Below are 18929 nucleotides of genomic sequence, written 5' to 3' on the forward strand. Positions count from 1 at the left end.
CCACCGTCACCCACACGGCTGGTAGCGCGCCTCAACAATCGGCTCCCCGGCTCCGCCTTTCCCCGGCCGGGGCTGGGGAGCTCTCCTCGCAATCCGTTGACTCTGGCCAGTCTGCCGACGACGGTTGCCGTCACTGCCTCACATCTCCGTTACACAACCTCTCGGATAACGGAGATAAAGGTTCTCTCATTCTCCCAGGAACGGGATGAGTATCCCATTCCTGGTGTTCAGCGATCAATCAAGCACAAACGGCATCGATGTATCCACACTAATTCCCAATTGGAGGTGCGGCCGACATGAAGAAGTTCATCAGCGTGGCGCTCGTGCTCGGGCTCTCAGCGTCACTGGCCGCCTGCACGTCTACCGGCTCGGACGCCGGCGCCGGTGGAAAGGACGTAGTTGTCGTCCAAGGCTTCGGCGCCGAGTACGCAACCCTCTTCACAGAAAACATCGCGAAGCCCTTCACGAAGAAGACCGGCATCCAGGTCAAGTACAGAGCCGGGGGAGCCGGAGCGGAGACCTACGCCGCCATCCGGGCCGCGAACGGCGAACCAGGCTTCGACCTCGCCGTGATGACCTACTTCGAGCTCGACCAGGGCCACCAGGACCACCTGCTTGCCCCGGTGACCCAGAAGCAGGTGCCGAACATGGCACATGTGCCCCAGAAGCTGCAGGAACACACCTACGGTGTCGGTGCCATCCAGGACGTCCAGCAGGTCTCCCTGATGTACAACCGCGACGACTTCCCGAAGCCGCCCACCAGTTGGGACGTGATGTGGGGCACCAAGTACGGCAAGGGCGCGCTGGTCTTCAACCCGAACAACATCCTCGGGGTCTACGCCCTGCTCAACCTCGCCGACATAAGCGGCGGGGGAATCACCAACATGGGCCCCGGCTTCAAGCGGACCGAGGAGATGGCCAAGCACGCCCTCGCCACCCCCACGACCTCGGCCGAGGCAGTGCCGTTCATGGCGAAGCAGACCGCCACGGCCTTCCCGTACTTCGACGGCCGCGCCGCGATCTACGCCAAGACCAACAACTACGACTTCACCGTTCCCCGTGAAGGCACATACGCGCACCTGGGCGGTCTCGGTATCCCGGACGGTGCCCAACACAAGGACAACGCCTACAAGCTCATCGACTACTGGCTTTCCAAAGAGGTCCAGGAGCGCTGGGCGCGTGCCTACAACGTCGGGCCCGCCATCAGCGGCCTGACCTTCCCCGCGGACTTCGCGGCCAAGCACATCACGACGCCGGAGAAGCTTGCCAAGGTCAAGATCGCTGACGCGGCGACGGTCAACAAGCACCGCACCCAGTGGCAGCAGAAGTGGCAGGAGGCCGTGCGATGACCACCTCCCTGACGGCCACGCCTCCGCGCCCACCAGTGCCGGCGCCGGCACGGAAGCGTTCCAGGCTGCCGTTGCTCACGTTGCCCGCGACGGTCTGGGTACTGGCGGTGTTCGCCGTCCCCACCATGATCCTCCTCGCCAGCAGCGTGCTGACCTACGACGGCGCCAAGGTCACCACTCATCTCACCCTCGAGCACTACACCGATCTGTTCGGCGACAGCTACTTCCGGTCGGTGCTCTGGGACACCATCTGGACCTCCGTCGTGGTGGGCCTGGCCTGTACGGCCATGGGGCTCCTCGTCGCCCACTTCCTCGTCCGGTCCCGCTCGCGGCTGCGCACGCTCGTCCTGCTCATCGTGGTATCGCCGCTGGTATCCAGCGTCGTCGTCCGTACCTACGGCTGGCTGGTGCTGCTCCAGGACGACGGGCTGCTCAACAAGATTCTCCTCTGGGCAGGAGTGACCGACGCACCCGTCGCGTTCATCGGGACCTGGTTCGCTGTGATCGTCGGCCTCGTGCACGTGCTCCTGCCGTTCGCGGTGTTCACCGCGATGTCCAGCGTGCAGGGCGTCGATCCCGCACTGGAACGCGCATCCCGCGACCTCGGTGCGGGGCCGGTCCGCACCTTCTTCCGGATCACGCTGCCACTGATCCGGCCCGGCTTGATCTCCGGTTTCATGCTTACCTTCGCGATCAGCCTCGGCGCGTTCGCCACGGCCGCCGTACTCGGCGGCGGGCGGGTCCAGACCCTCGCCACCCTGGTCCGCTACCGCGTGGTCGTCAGCCTCGAATGGGGCCAGGCCGCGGCAGTCGCAGTGGTCATCCTCGTGGTGAGCGCCATCACGGTGTCCGCACTGCTGTGGGCCGGCAACCAGTCACGAAAGGGGATCTGACCATGACCATGCGCTTTCGTCCATGGATCCTGCTGCGCTCCGTACTGCTCGCACTGGTCATGCTCTTCATCGCCGTGCCGATGGTCGTCGTGGTATGGACCTCCATCCAGCCGGACACCTACCCGGCCTTCCCGCCGAGCGGACTCTCCCTGCGGTGGTGGGACTCCGCACTCACCCGCGAGTGGCTGCTGCCCATGGCCCTGTCTGCCCAAGTCGCCCTGGCATCCGCACTGTGTGCCCTCGTCATGGGCACAGCCGCTGCGTACGCCCTGTCCCGCGGCCGGGGCCGTGGCCGCGGCGCGCTGGAGGGCTTCCTGGCCACCCCCCTGCTGCTACCGGAGATCGTGATCAGCCTCGGCGTCGTCCAGCTGATCTCGATGCTGAGCGCGCGCGGACTGATCGGCTCCCCCCTGCTGGTGGTGACGCACACGGTGATCGGCATCCCGTTCGTCCTGCGCACCGTGGGCGTCAGCCTGCTCGGGGTCAACCCCCTGTGGGAACGAGCCGCCCGCGATCTCGGTGCCACGCCCCTGCGGGCGTTCACCTCGGTCACCCTGCCGCTCATGCGATCAGGCATGTTCGCGGGAGCACTCTTCGCCTTCATCATGTCGTTCAACAACGTCGAACTCTCCCTGTTCCTCACCACACGCGACGCGAACACCCTGCCCATCCAGCTCCTGCAGTACATGGAGTACGAGTACTCGCCCACCCTGGCCTGCGTCGCGGTCACCAGCGTCCTCGGCATCTGCGCCATCGCAGGCATCGCATCCCGGTTCACCCACCTGACCGAGTTCATCCACGGAGGTACCAAGTGACCGCACTCAGCACCGACAAGCGGCCGGCCACCCAGGCAAGAGCCGGCGGATACGCGGTCACACTGGGCGGCATCCGCAAGCAGTTCGGCTCCTCGGTAGCCGTCGAAAACCTCGACCTCGATGTACGCCCCGGCGAGTTCCTCACCCTGCTCGGACCATCCGGCTGCGGCAAGACCACAACACTGAACATGATCGCGGGCTTCCTGACCCCGGACAGCGGACAGATCATGCTCGACGGGCAGGACGTACACCAACTGCCACCGGACCGGCGCGACACCGCCATGGTCTTTCAGCAGTACGCCCTGTTCCCTCACCTGACCGTCGGCCGAAACGTCGGCTACGGACTGCAAATGCGCAAGCGCCCCAAGGCGGAGATCCGCAAGCGCGTGGCCGAGGCGCTCGAACGTGTCGGGCTTGCCGGTCACGAGGATCGCCTGCCCAGTCAGCTCTCCGGCGGGCAGCAGCAGCGCGTCGCGCTGGCCCGGGCCATTGTGGTGCAGCCGAAGGTGCTGTTGTTCGACGAACCGCTGTCCAACTTGGACCTCAAGCTGCGCGAGCAGCTCCGCCTGGAAATCAAGCACCTGCAGCGCGAACTCGGCGTCACCTCAATCTTCGTGACGCACGATCAGACCGAGGCGCTGGTAATGAGCGACCGGATCGCGGTGATGCGAGCCGGCCGGATCGACCAGCTCGACACGCCGGACACGATCTACCGGGAACCGGCGAACGCGTTCGTTGCCGGATTCGTCGGCCAGTCCAACCTGATTCCCGGCATCTGTACGGAAGCCGGAGCCGACCGATGTACCGTCCAGTTGCCCACATCGAACATCGTGCATGCGCTGCATCCCGGGACGGTCACGGCGGGCGACTCCGTCCGCGTCCTGCTCAGGCCGGAGGCACTCCGCCTGGGCGAGCAGAGCGCGGCAACATCGATCACCGGCCAGGTGGCCGAGGTCGTCAACGAAGGCAACATCGCCACCGTCGTCGTTGAGATCACAGGAGACATCCGGCTCCGGGTCGCCGTGTCCGACCCGGCCGCGCTCAGCCTTCCCGTGCCCGGCGACACGATCTCCGTCTCTGTCCCCCCAGACGCCGCCCGAGCGCTGCCCGCAGAGGACTGAAATCTCACACCTCAGAAGCAGCAGAGACCAGGACGGGAGTGGGCGCGACCCATCTGCCACCCCTGCTGGCTCCGCTCGGTTCCAGCGCCGTTGCCCGAGCGGAAGAGTCCCGGCCGCCCCACCCGACGCGGCCGGGACTCGGCTTCCTACGCAAGAGGCATCGGTGCCTTAAGGCCAACAATCCGATGCCGCCCGGGCACCGACGCCTCACGGCACTGCTGATGTGCCGCGCACATCCCGGGGCGGATGAGCCCGAGCACGATAGGTGCCGTATTTGCACGACAACTGTCGTCATCCGGGCCCGGCCTCCTTGCCCAGGTGCTCTTTGGTCCGGTTCCGCGAGTCACCGGGAAGCAGCGTTGTCGGTGGGCTTTGCCAGGGTGTTCGTCGTAGACGAACTGGTGGAGCGCGTCGACGATCAAGATCGTGTGCTGGGGATGGTGGTCAGCCGCCGGCAGGCCATCCGGGAGGGTTGGCTGCACCAGGTCGCCGTGACGGTATGTCGTGATGAGCGTGGGCGGATCCTCGTCCACCAGCGGTCGGAGCAACTGTCGCGCTTCCCCGGGCTCTACGAGGTCGTGGTCGGTGGCGCCGTGGATGTCGGCGAGTCCTATGAACAGGCCGCTGCGCGGGGGCTCGCTGAAGAGCTGGGCATTCGTGTGCTGCCGCGCTTGCTGTTCACGTTCCTCAACCGCAGCGGCTTGAGCCCTCATTGGCTCGGCGTGCACGAAGCCGTGGTGCCGGACACCGTGGCCGCCGATCCCGCTGAGGTCGCCTGGCATGACTGGCTGACCGAGCCGGAGCTGCGGTCGGCCCTGCTGGAGTGGCGCTTCACTCCCGACAGCCACGAAGCCTTCAGCCGGTATCTCGCGTTCCGGACCGCGCAGTCCTGACCTTGCCCGCCTCGCGGGCTAGGACGCCAGCTTGCAGCAAGCGCGGTGCACGCCAAGAACTATGCGAATCTGACGACAGTTGTCGTGCTCAGCGACCCAGAACCCCCCTGGTCAGGGTGCTGGGTTGACGACAACTTGCGCGCTCCGTCTCAGCGGAAAGTCTCCTGCCGAACTCGCCCACGACCACAGACACCTGCTTGAGGACTGCACGTTGCCGGAGGTGGCCTAGGTGGCCTGCTGCGCGATACACGCCGTGCACCTTGCCAACACCGAGGAGCCGGCCCTGGGAAAAGACTCTTCGATCTCGATCGAGGCCGTCCGTGATCTGCTCGGGACCGACCTCGTCAGACCTTCGCATCACCGACGCCGACGTGGCGGTGCCACCTGGCCCGGGCCAGGCGGCGCGGGATCCAGCCCCCAGCTTGGCCTGCTGATCACATTCCTGGCTGTCCTGCTCGCGTCCGCGTATGGCGCGCTCGTCCTGTTCGCAGGAGGGGCACGGCCGCACTGCGCGTATCAAGTGATGCTGCCTGGCTCGGTGACGGCGGCCAGCATGAGGCTTGAGCCGGCGCCGATCGTGGTGTGCACGCCGGTCCAGGCGAGGGTACGCAGCCGGATCACCGGGCGAGGCCTTGGGGCCCGCGCTCGAAGTACAGCTCGGCGCCGGTGATGTCCGCGATTGCGGCATCGGGCGGGAGGGCCTGGACGCGGGCGCTGATGGTGGCGAGCAGATCCAGCGCCTGCGGGTTGCGCGGATCTTGCGGGGGAGGCCGTGGTAGGGGACGTGCACGATGTGCCGTGCCGGAGGCGTGGTCGCGGTCATGGCGGTCACCCCGCGCTTCCCTGACTGCGGGGCCGAGATGGCGAAGGACATACGTCAGCCCGCCAAAGCGGCCTGAGACTTGATCAACGGGCGTTGTCACTGGTCACTGGCCTGGAGCCGGTTCCGGGAGCCGTAACAGCGGCCGCGATGACAGGTTTGGCTATTGAGATTAGCTTTTAGCTAACTAGGTTAGCCAGGATCTGAGGGGTGTCATGACTGAGTACCTTGCCGTCGACGGCGGCACGATCGCTTACGAGGTGGCGGGGTCCGGCCCGCTGATCGTTCTCGCGCACGGCATGGGCGACAGCCGCGCTGCGTACCGTGCTGTGATCCCGCCGCTGGTGGCGGCGGGTCACCGGGTTGCCGCGGTCGATCTGCGCGGCTGCGGCGAGTCCAGCGTCGGCTGGCCGGCCTGGAGCCGCACCGCCATCGCCGGCGACCTGCTCGCGGTGATCCGCCACCTGGGCGGTCCGGCCGTGCTCGTCGGCCACTCGATCTCCGGCGGTGCCGCCACCATCGCCGGGGCGCAGGGGCCCTCGCTGATCACCGCGGTTGTCGAGTTGGCGCCGTTCACCCGCAAGCAGTCGATCCGCCTCGGCGACCTGCGGGTGAAGCGCTTCCGGCGGGGCATGCTGCGGCTGCTCGGCGCGGGCGTGTTCGGCAGCGTGCCGCTCTGGCGTTCGTACCTCGACGTGGCCCACCCCGGCGTGAAGCCGGTCGGCTGGGTCGAACGGCTCGACCGTATCGACTCCCTGCTGCGCGAGCCGGGCCGGATGAAGGCCCTGCAGGGCATGGGCCGCAGCGCCCCGACCGACGCCGGCGCGCAACTCGGCAACGTCCGCTGCCCGGTCCTGGTCGTGATGGGCACGCTCGACCCCGACTGGGCCGACCCGCACGCCGAGGGTTCGGCGATCGTGGATGCCCTGCCGTCCGGCCTCGGCCGGCTTGAGATGATCGAGGGCGCCGGGCACTACCCGCACGACCAGTTCCCCGACCAGCTGGTTTCGCTCATGCTCTCCTTCCTCCGATCGGACGCCGCTCGTGCCTAGGGCCGGCCTGGACCCGGCGGCCGTGGTCGCGGCCGGTGCCGCCCTCGCCGACGAGGTTGGCTTCGCCAACCTGACGATGGGCTTGCTGGCCGAGCGGGTGGGCGTGCGCACCCCGTCCCTGTACAAGCACGTGGGCAGCCAGGAAGACCTCAACCGGCGCATCGCGGCCTTGGCGTTGCGCGAGGCCGCCGACGCTGTTGGCGGCGCGGTCCAGGGGTACGCGGGCCGCGACGCCCTGGCGGCCGCGGCGCGCGCCTTCCGCGCGTTCGTCCTGGAGCACCCAGGCCGGTACGGCGCGACGATCGGCGTGGAACCGTCCGGCCCGGACGATCCGCTGGCCACCGCGGGCCAGCGGCTGCTCGGCGCGTTCATGGCGGTCCTGCGCGGCTACGAGATCGCAGAGTCCGACGTGGACCACGCCCTGCGCATGCTGCGCAGCCTCTGCCACGGCTTCGCCACGTTGCAGTCGGCAGGAGGCTTCCAGTGGAGCGCCGACATCGACGAGAGCTTCGAGTGGCTGATCGCCTTCGCCGACCGGGGCCTGCGCGCTATGTGAGAACGCTGCCGCCGTCGATCGCTTCGGCATCATCGGCGCCTTGGTCTGCCTCGTCGGCAGGGCCTGATCATGTACTCGCTACGGGGCACTGACCCAGCGGACGCGGGAGCATTCCGCAACTTGCGCGGTGGTCAGGATGACGCGCGAGCCAGTGCCGCACGCGGGCTGCCCCTGCCGGTTGGGGCACCGGCCGGTGTGACTGCCGCGTCCGCACTCGCCCTCACACTCGCACCGCCAACTGGCGCGTTTCTTGCTGCCCTTGGAGATCTCTGGCTCAGTTGCCCGGGCAGCGACTGCGGTTATCGGGTCGGGTGGGCACCTCGGGTCACAGCCTCGTGGCGTCGAGTTGGTGAGGGACGGTGCCAGCGCGAAGTTCGCGCAGGTCGACGCCGCCCGGATGGTGCGAACCGGCGCTTGACGGCTTCGCCATCCTCGAGGCCGCCGGCGGCTTCGGACTGCCCCGCGAGGTCACCCGCAGCTACCACTTCCTCGTCGACACCCTGATCACTGGCCTGCAAGCCGACCCCGATGACTCCACACCCCCGGAGGACCGGCATGACCGCCGCCCACTCACCCGCGAACACCCCGAAACCACCCGCTGACGCGAAGATCTCAGTCCTGACACAGCCCGAGGCGACCGTCGGAACGCCAGGCGTGGTCACCGGCCGACCACTGAGCTGGCTGCGAATCGAAGGTCTGGCCGTCGCCGGAGCCGCTCTCGTCGTCTTTGCCACCACCGGGCAGCCCTGGTGGCTGATCCCGGCTCTGTTCCTTGTCCCCGACCTGTCCTGGCTCGCGTACCTCGTCGGCCCGCGGGTAGGCGCCTGGACCTACAACCTCGCGCACACCGCGCCGCTGCCGCTGGCACTGCTCGTCGCAGGAGCCGGATGGCACACCAGCGCGCTCACCGTCGCCGGAGCCGTCGGCCTGTTCCACCTCGGTCTCGACCGCCTCATGAAGTACGGCCTCAAGTACGACCACAGCTTCGGCATCACGCACTTGGGCGTGCATGGTGACCACTGACCGGCCAGCGCAACGAACGAGGCCGTACGTAGCTTCCCCGGCGCTGGCCGGGCAGGCCCTGTGCTTCCGAAGCTGCCCTGAAGCGACGCCCAGGCCGTGCTTGAGTTCGCGGTAGTCGTGCTCGATGCGCCAGCGGATCTTTGCCAGGCGGACCAGGTCGGCGATCGGGGTGTCGTCGGACAGGTCGGACAGCCAGAACCGGGTCGGTTCGTCCTCGCCGTCGGGCCATTCGGCCAGAAGCCACACCTCGGGCAGGACGCCGTCCCACCGGCCGTGCCCGGCCACCGTGGCTGCCTGGGCCAGCCGACGCGAGCGCACCCGGCCGGCCGGGCCTGCATCGCAAGGAAGCGGGAGGTCAGGCAGCCGCGGGCCACGTCTACCAGGCACTGGTCCCTCTCGCGTACTGCGAGACCCTCGCTCCCCGCCTGTAGCTGCGAGGCGGTTCCCGAACGGTCTTGCACCCTTGTACCCATGAGCTAGGCGTCGCCTCGGGATCGCAGTCGACGCGGCGCACCACCGGCTCGCAGCGGGCCCGGCTGACGGACAACCTTGCACCCCCAATGTAGGTAGGTACTCGTAGTACCTACCTACGGGTTGTTCTTCCTTCCCCCCTGAGAGCAGGAGCGGAACACGGTTGAACGTCTGATCAACAAGCTGAAGGCGCCTGGCGAGGTATCGCCCCGCGGTATGGCAAGACCCCACGCGCTACCTCGTCGGCCCCACCTACGTGACTCGATGATCTGGCTCAAGCACCCTGCCTGGACCGCATCTTGATCACTACTCAATGCGTTCCCCAACGGCTGGTCGGTGCCTATTACTGCTGTCGCACCTTGCCGGGCAACTACTTCAGCGTCTCGGCAAGTTGGGTAAGGGTGTCGGCCTGGCCAGCTGTCACCGCCTTGTCGGTCTGCGCGCGGATCTGGTTGATGAACGCATCGAGTTTGTTGGCGCGTGCGGTGCTGTTCGGTGCCTGGCTCGCCGCGTTGAGCTTCGCGTTGAGGCCAGCTGTCACACCACTGTTCGTGCTGAACTTGTCGACGAGACCTGCGAGGTAGGGGTACGGCGAGGTGTCGACGAATGCGTAGCCGTTGACCATCCGGCTGTTCAGCGAATCCGGGTCGATGGTGCTCACCGTCAGCTGGTACGCTCCGGGCGTGGCGTAGGTGTGCGTCCCTGAGATGGCGAACTTGCCGCCACCAGTGGGCGTCACGGTGCCGGGGCTGCGGGTGAGGTCGCCCCAGTTGATGATCGCGGTCAGTGAGTCTGCCGAGCTTCCGGCCACCGTGGCCACGGTTCCGCTGAAGGACTGGCTCGCATTCGGGTAGAAGGTCGTACCGTTCACCGTCGGAGCCGGTGCGGCCGTCACCTTCTCTGGCTGCCAGGGCAGCGAGACGGCGCGCAACTGGCTGCCGCTCGCGTCCCCGGTGAGCTGCCAGGTGAAGATGCCGTTGAGCCCCTGCTCCTTGGCGTACTTGGAGCGGATGCCGAGCGAGTGCGCGGTCTCGTAGCTGCAGAAGGTCCGCGTCGTGGGGTTCCACAGGTACGGCGACTGAACCTGAGCGTCCCAGTTGATCAGGATGGAGGTGTTGCTGGGGTTGAGTGCGTTGGCCGCTGTGGTCTGACCGCAGCCGGTCGACGTCCACTGCTGGAACAGGCCGTTGTTGAGGGTGGTGGTGGTCACGAACCCTCTTGCCAGGGTGAACTCCACGCCCAGCGTCATCTTGTTGCGCGGCACACCGTGCTCGATGTAGTAGCGCACGGCATCGTCCGTGCTGTTGTACTGATCGCCGGTGTTGTCGTCGGAGTGCTTGTAGAGCGGCTGGTTGAACATGGATACGGGGGAGTACCCGGTACCCATGTCGTAGGTCATCACATTGATGTTGTCCAGGGTGCGGCCGAGGGTCGCCAGGTCGAAGCTGGTGTTCGTGTCGTACGGCGCGCCGGTGACGCCGTTGCCGGAGTCCTGCCAGCGTCCCGCCGGCAGCGCCGCGGTGACCAGGAAGTCCCGGCGGCTCTTGCCGTGCGCGTCCGCGTAGGCGTTCAGCTGGGTGCGGAACTCATCGACGAGCAGGTTGAAGTTCTGCCGGTCGTCAGGTGAGTAGCCGATGTTCGGCAGGCCGCCGGAGATCGGGAACTCCCAGTCGAGGTCGAACCCGTCGGTGGCTCCGTTCTTGACGAATGCGTCGATGCACGAGGCGACGAACGCCTTGCGTTTGGCATCGGTGGAGGACACGTCGGAGAAGTTGGCGGCTCCCCAGCCGCCGATCGAACGGATGACCTTCAGGTCCGGCCGAGCCTGGCGCTCCGCTAGCACCTCGTTGATGCCCGCGGTGCTCGCGGTCGTGCAACTACCATTGCGAATGGTGGAGAATGCCCAGAAGAAGTGCGTGACCAGGTCCATCTGGACGCGCTTGAAGTTCGGCGGATCGGAGAGCAGGTAGCCGCCGACCATCGGTGTCGGCAGTGGCGGTACGGTCTCGCCGGTTGTCGCGGGCTTCTTCGCGTCTGCCGTCGCAGGCGGAACGAACCCGAGTACGGCCATTGCGGCAACGCTTGCACAGACGAATATCCGTCTGATTTTCATCGATACCCTTCCTGTTGGTTGTGATGCTGCACCCGGGGAGCGTGAAATACGCCGAGTGCGTCGTGTGTGGATCAGCCGGACGTCGAGCCCGGCTGCATGAGACATGCCAGCCGCCGTCCTGGGCTGGGAGACGAACGGGGCGCCGAGCATCAGCAGTGACGGCGACCGCTGCAGGCGTGGTCGCCATCACCGCCGTACCGGGTAGCGGAGCTTTTCGGTTCGCAGGAACGGTGATCGGCTGCCGACGTTGTTGGCGAAGACAGCTGCGGCGGCGGTCTGGTTCTTGCCCGAGGGGCTCGCCGGGGCCGCCTGGGCCACAGCGCCGACCGTCGCGGCTCCGGCGACCGAGGTCGCGAGGAACGCGCGGCGGGAGTGAGGCTGTGGGCCAGATCTCTCGTGTTGCAACTCGATCCCTCCTTGCCTTCCGGCCGGAGCGCGTTTGCGTACCGGCCGCTTGGTGCAGCGGAAGTGATACTTGTGCAGACACTTGTGTAAGCCACTTACGAAAGTAGGCTGCTATAGTTTTTCCTGGCAGGGGCAACCGAGTCAAGGGGAAAGCGTCGCCGCCCATGAGAGAGGACCCGCCGCTCCTGCGACAGCTCAGCCAGGGCAGGGTCCTGACGGTGCTTCGCGAGGTGTCTCATCTGCGCCTGGCCGAAATCGCCCGCCGCACAGGACTGTCCCGGCCCACCGTGAGCGAGGTGGTCGACGAACTACGCGCAGCCGGCTGGGTGGAGTACGTCGAGGAGCATCCCGACAGTCGTAACGTCATGGGCCGGCCGGCCCGGCTGGTACGATTCCGCGCCGACGCCGGCTGCGTCCTGGGCATCGACATAGGGCCGCACCGCACCTCCGCGGTGATTGCCGACCTCAACGGTGAGCCTCTGGCGACCAGCCGCTGTGCGACCTCGGCCGCGCAGGACAGCCGCGAACTGCTCGCCGCCGTCCGGTTGACGGTACGCGGGGCGCTGGACGAGGCCGGCCTCAAGCGTGAGGCGGTGCTGGCCGCGGCGGTCGGTAGTCCCGGCATCCTCGACCCGCGCTCGGGCAAGCTGGCGCAGGCGCCCGGCCTGCCCGGCTGGACCTCGCTGAACCTCAAGGCGGAGCTGCGCCGGACCTTCCGCTGCCCGGTCCAGGTGGAGAACGACGTGAACCTCGCCGTGCTCGGCGAGCAGTGGAAGGGGATCGCCCGGAACACCCCCACCGTGGTGTTCGCCTTGTGGGGCGAGCGGGTCGGCGGCGGCATCTGCATCGACGGGCGGCTGCACCGCGGCACGTCGGGGGCGGCCGGAGAGATCGGCTACCTCACCGTCCTCGATCCGCACGACGACCACGGCGCGCGGCCTGACGCGGAGGGACTGGGGCCGTTCGAACGGCTCACGGGCGCGTCGGCCATCGTGGACCTCGCCAGCTCGCTCCCGTACCGGCGAAGCCCCCGGCTTGCCGCTCTGCTGCGGGAGGGCGCACTCGACGTCGTCTCAGTCTTCGATGCCGCAGCCGACGGCGACCCCGGAGCGCAGGGAGTCATCGACACGGTCGCAGCCCGTCTGGCGCGCGGTCTTGCGCCGGTCCTGCTCGTGCTCGACCCGGACCTGCTCGTCATCGGCGGCGGACTGTCCCGCGCGGGGCGCGTCGTACTCGACGCCGTGACCCGGCACCTGCGACCGCTGACCCTCGTGCCGACGCCGATCGAGTTGTCCCGTCTGGGTGACGACGCCGTCGTCATGGGCGCGGTCAGACTGGCTCTGGACGACGTGGAGAACCGGCTGCTGCCCCCGAACGAGCAGCGCGTCCGGTCGGAGAACAGGTCGACGTGAGCCGGGGCCGGCGGCGCCCGCCGGCCCCGGGAATTCGCGGCAGGCGGAAGGATCGTTTTGGCGCCGGAGGCCGGCGGCCAGGACACCGGTGAACCCGTCGTCAGGTGGGTGGCGCCATCGGTACGGCCCTGCTGAACACGATCGCGGTTTCGGCCACGACCTCGTACATCCAGGACCACATCGGGGGTGCCGCCACGAGGCCCCAGCAGCAGCTGGTGCAGTTGCAGGCCATGGTGAACGGCTACACCAGCGCCATCTGGTTCGCCGTCGGGATCCTGGTCGTGGCCGCCGCGATCGCCCTGACCTTCGTGAAACCGGGCGCCCGGGCGGCGGCACGGTGACCGGGTCCTCCGGTGCCGCATCCGGTGAGGGCGTGAAGGACGAGGCGGCGATAACCGGTCAGCGCCCACTGAGTGGTATGTACCTCAGCGGAGCCAGGGCAGGTCCGCACCCGCTTTGTTCGGCTGGAGTCCCTCTCGCCGAGGGACTTCTGCTGTTCGGGGCTGAGCCGGTCGAACAGCGTCTGACGCAGGGCGGCCACATGGCCCGGCTCGGCCCCTGCGGAAGGACGGCAACCCAGAACGCAGGGGGCGGGCTCGAAATCTTGGACGCTTCCGGCTGGATTCACAGGCGCATGATGACCAGGGCGGTGTCGTCGGTGGCGTCACCGGGTGGAAGTTGGTCGTTGAGCACGGCGTCGGCGAGGGCTTCGGGTTCTTCTGCCTGGTGGCGGGCCAGGGAGTCGGCGAGCCGGGCGAGGCCGGTGTCTATGTCTTCGCCGCGGCGTTCGATCAGGCCGTCGGTGTAGAGCACGAGAACGGCGCCCTCGCGGAAGGCTGCGACAGCCTGGATCCGGGGGGCGTGTTCAGGGCGGGCGGCCAGTGGCGGGTCGGTGGCCTGGTCCAGGAACTCGACGGTCCCGTCCCTCTGCAGGAGCCCAGGTGGGGGGTGGCCGGCGCTGCTGTAGGTGATGGTGCGGGTGTCCCAGTCGATGACTGCGGTGGCCGCGGTGGTGTTCTCGGCACCGTCGACGGTGCGGGCGTACAACCCGAGGGCTTCCAAGGCGCGGGCGGGGCCTTCGGCGACGAGGGAGACGGCGCTGAGGGCGCTGCGCAGTTGTCCTATGACTCCGGCGGCGGGCAGGCCGTGGCCGACGACGTCGCCGACGGCAACGGCGATGCGATCGCCGGGCAGGTCGACCAGGTCGTACCAGTCGCCGGCCACGTTCAGTGCTTCGGCGGCGGGCCTGTAGCGTACGGCCGCCGGAAGCCGACCGACCGGGCGAGGAGCGGGCAGCATGGCTTCTTGCAAGGTCAGCGCGACTTCACGGGCGCGGATGAGTTCGGTGACGTCCTCCACGCGGTGCAGCAGCAGTGTCACCCGTCCATCAGATCCGAACACGGGGATGTTGGTCATGTTGAAGTACCGCTCGTGCCACACTCCGGGCTGGTCGGGGTCCTCCATGTCGTAGCGCTGCAGCGCCACGATGCTGCGTTCACCGGTGCCCGCCGCCTGGCGCAGTGACGCCAGAACTCGATACGAGCGGGGAGTCACAGCTCGCTCATGATGTTGTAGGCCCAAGGGCGGCTGCACACGAACGTTGATCGATTGGCATGCCCGGAGATCCTCGCCGGTGACCGCGGCACCCTGCACTTCTACGGCCAAGCGCCATCCTGCAGCGCCCACGAGCAGCCCGCCGATCGGCGGGCCGACGGCGGCGGCCAGCGCCTGACGTACAGCGGCCACGGCGCGATGGTCACAGTCCTCGTTGGTCATCGAAGAGGTCCTCGACGGTGGCTGGGGAGTCGCCGGCAAGGTACTGACGCCTGCCATGCTCAATGGCGACGACTGACCCGACCTCTGCCCCCGGCACAACCGTGAGCGGCGTGCTGACAATGTCCAGCTCGGGGGGAGCGGCAGGCGTCGATCTCGTCGAGAACGAAGAACTCCTTGTGCACACAGGCTCGCGGTGACGAGAGGGTCCTGGTCACCGGTGGCACGGGGTATCTGGCCGGCTGGGTGATGGCGGGCCTGCTCGGTCGCGGCTATCTGGTGCGTACCACCGTGCGGGACGCGGGCAAGTCGGAGCAGGCGCGCGCGGCCGTCGGTGAGCACGCCCTTGCGGGCGATGCGGCGCCGGATGCCCCACTGGGATAACCATCGCCGCAGGTGGTTGTAGTCGTAGTCCTTGTCGGCGTGGAGTTTGCCAGGCTTGCGCCGCCGGGGGCCTCGCCGGGAGCGGACCGGAGGTATCCCCTTCACGAGCGGGATCAGGGCCTGGCTGTCATGGACGTTGGCGTTGTGGCTGTCCCGGGGTCAGTGCACGGCGAGTTCTTCCAGCTGTTGAACGACGCGTTCGATGGGTGCGGTGGCGTCGATCTCGACGGTCGCGGTGGCACGCAGCAGCGGTTCGACGGTGGTCAGGTGGTGGAGAATGGCGTCACGTTCTTCGCTTGCCGTAGGGGTTGTTGGTCCGGGCTGCGATCCGAGCCAGCAGCACGATGTGATCGAACAGGGGACGGCCACGATGAGGTTGTCCTCGCTGTGGCTGCTGAGCCCTGGTGAGACGGCTCGCAGGCTCCGAGACAGTGTCGGACGATCACGAGTTCAGATAGGTGAGCACGGCCAGAACACGCCGATGATCCTCATCACTTTGGGACAGTCCGAGCTTGAGGAAGATGTTGCTGATGTGCTTCTCGACCGCGCCGTCGCTCACCACCAGCTGCCGGGCGATTGCCGAGTTCGTCCGTCCCTCGGCCATCAGCCCCAGGACCTCCCGCTCCCGGGGGGTGAGCCCGGCCAGCACGTCCTGCTTGCGGCTGCGGCCGAGCAGCTGGGCGACGACCTCCGGGTCCAGGACCGTTCCGCCCTCGGCCACCCGGACCACCGCGTCCACGAACTCGCGCACCTCGGCCACGCGGTCCTTGAGCAGATAGCCGACCCCGCCGCTGGAGCCTGCCAGCAGTTCGGTGGCGTACCGCTCCTCCACGTACTGCGAGAGCACGAGCACGCCCAGCGCTGGGTGTGCCTTGCGCAGCTGCACCGCGGCCCGGACGCCCTCGTCGGTGTGCGTCGGCGGCATCCGCACGTCCGCCACGACGACGTCCGGCAGCGCCTGCTGGTCGTGCAGCTCCGTGATGGTCTTGATCAGCGCCTGGGCGTCCCCGACACCCGCCACGACCTCGTGTCCGCGGTCGGTCAGCAGCCGGGTAAGGCCCTCCCTGAGCAGCACTGAATCCTCGGCGATGACCACTCGCACCCTGTCCTCCACGATCCTCGGCCCCCCACAGCCTCGCCCCACGGCTTTCCGTGCGACATGGTCCAGCATTCCAGTATTCGGACCGTGCCGCGCCCGGGCCAGGGGAAGTGTAGGGAGGCGACCACATGTTTCGGCCTGCCGCCGCGACCCGTGTGGCCGCGGCCGGCAGGCCGCCATCAGGGGACTTCGGGAGCGGCGGCTCGGCGATGCCGGGGAAACAGCGGACTTCGGGCCGTGGCTCAGCGCCGCCAGGGCAGCTCCGCCGTCACCCGGGTGGGTCCCCCGGACGGCGAGTCCACGATGAGGATCCCGTCCACCGCGTCCAGCCGCTCGGCCAGCCCGGCGAGGCCCGACCCCTTGGACACGTCCGCGTCGCCGACCCCGTCGTCCTCGACCTGGAGCATCAGCCGGTCCTCCACCCGCCAGACGTCCACCGAGGCGGACCGTGCCCCGCTGTGCTTGCTGACGTTCTGGAGCAGCTCGGAGACCGTGAAGTAAGCGATCCCCTCGATGGCCGCCGCCGGCCGCTCGGCCAGATCGACCTCCACCCGCACCGGCACCGTGCAGCGCGAGGCCACCGCCGACAGGGCCGCGTCCAGGCCGCGGTCCGTCAGCACCGCCGGGTGGATCCCCCGCGCCAGGTCCCGCAGCTCCTGCAACGCGGTCTTCACCTCGCCGTGCGCCTCGTCCACCATCCGCGCCGCCGCCTGCGGATCCTCCGTCAGCTTCTCCTTCGCCAGCCCCAGATCCATCGCCAGCGCCACCAGCCGGGCCTGTGCCCCGTCGTGCAGGTCCCGCTCGATGCGCCGCAGATCCGCGGCGGCCGTGTCGACCACGACCCCCCGGTCCGACTCCAGTTCCACCACCCGCGCCGACAGCCGCGACGGCCCCAGCAGCCCGTGCACCAGCACCCGGTCCACCATCGTCAGCGCCCGCACGATCCACGGCGTGGCCAGCGTGAACAGCAGTCCCACCAGCGCGGTCACCGTGATCTCGAACGGATTGTCCAGATAGATGCCGTGCTGACCGTCGCCGTAGAGCTGGAGTCCGCCCTGGCCGGCCCACATCGGGAACACCCAGAACCACAGCGGATACGTCAGCAGGCTCCAGCCCAGCGTCCAGAAGACCAGCGAGACCGAGAAGGAGAACACCGCCCACGGAAAGTGCAGGATCGCGTAGAGCAGGGCCCGCCAGGAGGCGCCGCTCTTCAGCAGGGCTCCCGTCCAGGCCAGGACGCCCGGCTTCGTCGTCCGCAGCGGCTGCGGCTCGGCGACCTCCAGGCCGAGCAGCCGGCGCGCCCGCGCCCGCTCCAGCACGCCGAACAGGCGGCAGCCGGCCAGCGCCGCCGCCAGCACCGGGACGCCCAGGAACGTCACCAGCAGGCCCGCGCCCAGCGACACCATCGTCACCGCGTACGTGAACAGCATGATGCCGATCGGCAGATTCAGCAGCACGTACCCGAACTCGCGCCAGCTGCGGGCCTCGAACGGCGCCCGCAGCCCGGCCGGCAGCAGGTGCCGTTCCCGGCCGGTGCCACCGTCGTGGAACCCGCCCGCGCTGTAGGGCCCGTACCCCGGTGCGTCCTGCGATCGGTACTGGGTGGCCATCGGCGTCGTCCCGTCCCCTCGTTCCGTGTCTCCTGCGGCTGTCCCGCCGTACTCCCAGCGTGCACCAGTCCGGCGGTCAGCCGGTGATCAGCATCGATGCCAAGAAGAAGGAACAGCTGGGGCAGCTGCCGAACCCCGGGCGGCAATGGCGCCCCGCCGGCGACGGCGATCCGGTACGGGTGGAGGACCACAGCTTCTACTTCATCGGCCCCGACGTCGACGTGGCGATACCCTTCGGCATCTACGATCCGGCCCACGACAGCGGCTGGGTGAACGTCGGCACCGATCACGACACCTCCGTGTTCGCCGTCGAGTCGATCCGCCGCTGTTGGGCTGCGGCGGTTTCGCTTAGGCGGCGCGGCGGGTCTTGCGGCGGCGTACTGCGACGGCGGTGCCGGCACCGGCGACGACCAGCGCGGCGGCCATACCGGCGATTGCGGCGGTGTTGTCGTTCGTACCGGTCTCGGCGAGGTCGGAGCCCGTGGCCGCAGTCTTTAGGGCGTGGTGGTTCTTCGGGGCGTGGTTGGTCTTCATGGTCTTGTTGATCCAGTCCGCGTAGGCGTGCGCGTTGGTGTAGAGGCCAGGGCCCTCCGAGCACGGCACCTTCGGGGCACCGGGCCCGGAGGTGACGCCGATCAGTTCCCAGCGGCCGTTCCGGCCCTTTTGGACCTGCGGCCCGCCGGAGTCCCCGAAGCACGCCATGGCCTTGGGCACGGTGGTGATGGTGCACAGCCGGGTCGGGCCCGCGTAGCCCGGCGCGCACTCGGACACAGCGCCCCTGCGGGTGTTCAGCTCCTGCAGCCGGTCCGGGAACTTGAGCTCGGTGTCGACGGTGGTGCCGAAGCCCAGGAGCCGGGTCGGCGTGCCGGGTCCCCCGACATGCTCGGCGATCTTGATGGGCTGCTGGGCGACCGGGCGGTCCAGGCGTATCAGCGCGAGGTCGTTGTTGTTGGCGGCCTTGCCCTCGCCGTTCACATAGCCGGGGTGGACGAAGATCCGGTCGATCTTCCGGACGGTGCCGCCGGACTTGCGGTGCTCGCTGCCGACGCGCACGATGCCGTCCAGCTCGAGGCCGTCACCCTTCACGCAGTGGGCCGCCGTCAGTACCCACTGCTGATCGATCAGCGACGCCCCGCAGGT

At 68.4% G+C, this 18929-nt stretch carries 17 protein-coding genes and 5 pseudogenes; 13 read left to right on the forward strand and 9 right to left on the reverse strand.

The features are described 5' to 3' along the window. Positions 1-296: 296 nt before the first annotated feature. The 9 genes from TNCT6_RS39555 to TNCT6_RS39595 all read left to right on the forward strand — a co-directional run bounded on the left by TNCT6_RS39555 (position 297) and on the right by TNCT6_RS39595 (position 8522). Positions 297-1349, forward strand: a complete 1053-nt coding sequence (locus tag TNCT6_RS39555) for a PotD/PotF family extracellular solute-binding protein (RefSeq protein ID WP_141367978.1) — start codon at positions 297-299, stop codon at positions 1347-1349. Beyond that, positions 1346-2242 (forward strand): ABC transporter permease, encoded by an 897-nt coding sequence (locus TNCT6_RS39560; protein ID WP_141367979.1) that lies wholly within the window; start codon positions 1346-1348, stop codon positions 2240-2242. Before TNCT6_RS39555 ends, TNCT6_RS39560 begins: the two co-directional genes overlap by 4 nt. A 2-nt stretch (positions 2243-2244) precedes the next feature. Further along, the gene (locus TNCT6_RS39565; protein WP_172633348.1) at positions 2245-3057 is read left to right on the forward strand and encodes an ABC transporter permease; all 813 of its coding nucleotides are present in this window, start codon (positions 2245-2247) and stop codon (positions 3055-3057) included. Further along, positions 3054-4178, forward strand: coding sequence for an ABC transporter ATP-binding protein (locus TNCT6_RS39570; protein WP_172633349.1), 1125 nt, complete (start codon positions 3054-3056; stop codon positions 4176-4178). The genes TNCT6_RS39565 and TNCT6_RS39570 overlap by 4 nt, the downstream gene beginning before the upstream one ends. Positions 4179-4615: 437 nt before the next feature. Beyond that, complete coding sequence (locus tag TNCT6_RS39575; RefSeq protein ID WP_253266579.1) at positions 4616-5071, forward strand: NUDIX domain-containing protein; 456 nt, start codon at positions 4616-4618, stop codon at positions 5069-5071. 1035 nt (positions 5072-6106) lie between these two features. Further along, entirely contained in the window at positions 6107-6943 is an 837-nt protein-coding gene (locus tag TNCT6_RS39580) for an alpha/beta fold hydrolase (protein ID WP_141367982.1), read from the forward strand. Positions 6944-6965: 22 nt separating this feature from the next. Then, positions 6966-7499 carry a TetR/AcrR family transcriptional regulator gene (locus TNCT6_RS39585; RefSeq protein ID WP_141367992.1) on the forward strand — a complete coding sequence of 178 codons (534 nt, stop codon included), beginning with the start codon at positions 6966-6968 and terminating at the stop codon, positions 7497-7499. A gap of 359 nt (positions 7500-7858) precedes the next feature. Further along, positions 7859-8101: a TetR-like C-terminal domain-containing protein gene (locus TNCT6_RS40610; protein WP_216372902.1), complete on the forward strand. Its 243-nt coding sequence runs from the start codon at positions 7859-7861 to the stop codon at positions 8099-8101. After that, entirely contained in the window at positions 8055-8522 is a 468-nt protein-coding gene (locus TNCT6_RS39595) for a DUF4260 domain-containing protein (protein ID WP_141367983.1), read from the forward strand. Before TNCT6_RS40610 ends, TNCT6_RS39595 begins: the two co-directional genes overlap by 47 nt. Before the next feature lie 84 nt (positions 8523-8606). On the opposite strand, the pseudogene TNCT6_RS41610 reads toward TNCT6_RS39595, so the two are convergent. After that, positions 8607-8893: pseudogene (locus tag TNCT6_RS41610) on the reverse strand (IS701 family transposase); the annotation flags it as partial. Positions 8894-9363: 470 nt separating this feature from the next. Next, a complete protein-coding gene (locus TNCT6_RS39605; protein WP_172633350.1) occupies positions 9364-11211 on the reverse strand; it encodes a glycoside hydrolase family 18 protein in 1848 nt (615 codons plus the stop codon). Positions 11212-11675: 464 nt separating this feature from the next. Here TNCT6_RS39605 and TNCT6_RS39610 point away from each other — a divergent pair, with 464 nt between their 5' ends. Together TNCT6_RS39610 and TNCT6_RS39615 are read left to right on the forward strand one after the other, a co-directional pair. Continuing rightward, positions 11676-12923 (forward strand): ROK family transcriptional regulator, encoded by a 1248-nt coding sequence (locus TNCT6_RS39610; RefSeq protein ID WP_141367985.1) that lies wholly within the window; start codon positions 11676-11678, stop codon positions 12921-12923. Positions 12924-13015: 92 nt separating this feature from the next. Further along, positions 13016-13336: pseudogene (locus tag TNCT6_RS39615) on the forward strand (MFS transporter); the annotation flags it as partial. A gap of 12 nt (positions 13337-13348) precedes the next feature. Here TNCT6_RS39615 and TNCT6_RS41615 read toward each other — a convergent pair. Both TNCT6_RS41615 and TNCT6_RS39625 read right to left on the reverse strand, forming a co-directional pair. After that, positions 13349-13473 (reverse strand): annotated as a pseudogene (locus TNCT6_RS41615) (MarR family transcriptional regulator); the annotation flags it as partial. A gap of 74 nt (positions 13474-13547) precedes the next feature. Beyond that, complete coding sequence (locus tag TNCT6_RS39625; protein WP_253266578.1) at positions 13548-14477, reverse strand: PP2C family protein-serine/threonine phosphatase; 930 nt, start codon at positions 14475-14477, stop codon at positions 13548-13550. Between the two features lie 396 nt (positions 14478-14873). Between TNCT6_RS39625 and TNCT6_RS39630 the strand changes: the two genes are divergently transcribed. Further along, complete coding sequence (locus tag TNCT6_RS39630) at positions 14874-15080, forward strand: NmrA family NAD(P)-binding protein (RefSeq protein ID WP_141367987.1); 207 nt, start codon at positions 14874-14876, stop codon at positions 15078-15080. On the opposite strand, the pseudogene TNCT6_RS39635 reads toward TNCT6_RS39630, so the two are convergent. The 4 genes and pseudogenes from TNCT6_RS39635 to TNCT6_RS39650 all read right to left on the reverse strand — a co-directional run. Beyond that, positions 15036-15221 (reverse strand): annotated as a pseudogene (locus TNCT6_RS39635) (IS5/IS1182 family transposase); the annotation flags it as partial. The gene TNCT6_RS39630 and the pseudogene TNCT6_RS39635 overlap by 45 nt on opposite strands. Positions 15222-15239: 18 nt before the next feature. After that, on the reverse strand, positions 15240-15449 hold the full coding sequence (locus tag TNCT6_RS39640) for a hypothetical protein (protein WP_141367988.1): 210 nt from the start codon (positions 15447-15449) through the stop codon (positions 15240-15242). A gap of 73 nt (positions 15450-15522) precedes the next feature. Further along, on the reverse strand, positions 15523-16182 hold the full coding sequence (locus TNCT6_RS39645) for a response regulator transcription factor (RefSeq protein WP_301184445.1): 660 nt from the start codon (positions 16180-16182) through the stop codon (positions 15523-15525). Positions 16183-16421: 239 nt separating this feature from the next. After that, the gene (locus TNCT6_RS39650) at positions 16422-17789 is read right to left on the reverse strand and encodes a sensor histidine kinase (RefSeq protein ID WP_141359433.1); all 1368 of its coding nucleotides are present in this window, start codon (positions 17787-17789) and stop codon (positions 16422-16424) included. A gap of 62 nt (positions 17790-17851) precedes the next feature. On the opposite strand from TNCT6_RS39650, the pseudogene TNCT6_RS39655 reads away from it, so the two are divergent. Beyond that, positions 17852-18127: pseudogene (locus tag TNCT6_RS39655) on the forward strand (ISAzo13 family transposase); the annotation flags it as partial. Positions 18128-18137: 10 nt separating this feature from the next. On the opposite strand, the gene TNCT6_RS39660 reads toward TNCT6_RS39655, so the two are convergent. Then, positions 18138-18929 (reverse strand): trypsin-like serine protease (locus tag TNCT6_RS39660; protein ID WP_141367990.1); only part of this gene is annotated, 792 nt, incomplete at its 5' end.

It is taken from the genome of Streptomyces sp. 6-11-2, assembly GCF_006540305.1.
Lineage (GTDB): Bacteria > Actinomycetota > Actinomycetes > Streptomycetales > Streptomycetaceae > Streptomyces.

Coding starts and splice junctions, on each gene's coding strand:
- TNCT6_RS39555 (WP_141367978.1), top strand. CDS start 297: ATGAAGAAGTTCATCAGCGTGGCGCTCGTGCTCGGGCTCTCAGCGTCA.
- TNCT6_RS39560 (WP_141367979.1), top strand. CDS start 1,346: ATGACCACCTCCCTGACGGCCACGCCTCCGCGCCCACCAGTGCCGGCG.
- TNCT6_RS39565 (WP_172633348.1), top strand. CDS start 2,245: ATGACCATGCGCTTTCGTCCATGGATCCTGCTGCGCTCCGTACTGCTC.
- TNCT6_RS39575 (WP_253266579.1), top strand. CDS start 4,616: ATGGTGGTCAGCCGCCGGCAGGCCATCCGGGAGGGTTGGCTGCACCAG.
- TNCT6_RS39580 (WP_141367982.1), top strand. CDS start 6,107: ATGACTGAGTACCTTGCCGTCGACGGCGGCACGATCGCTTACGAGGTG.
- TNCT6_RS39595 (WP_141367983.1), top strand. CDS start 8,055: ATGACCGCCGCCCACTCACCCGCGAACACCCCGAAACCACCCGCTGAC.
- TNCT6_RS39605 (WP_172633350.1), bottom strand. CDS start 11,211: ATGTCTCATGCAGCCGGGCTCGACGTCCGGCTGATCCACACACGACGC.
- TNCT6_RS39610 (WP_141367985.1), top strand. CDS start 11,676: ATGAGAGAGGACCCGCCGCTCCTGCGACAGCTCAGCCAGGGCAGGGTC.
- TNCT6_RS39650 (WP_141359433.1), bottom strand. CDS start 17,789: ATGGCCACCCAGTACCGATCGCAGGACGCACCGGGGTACGGGCCCTAC.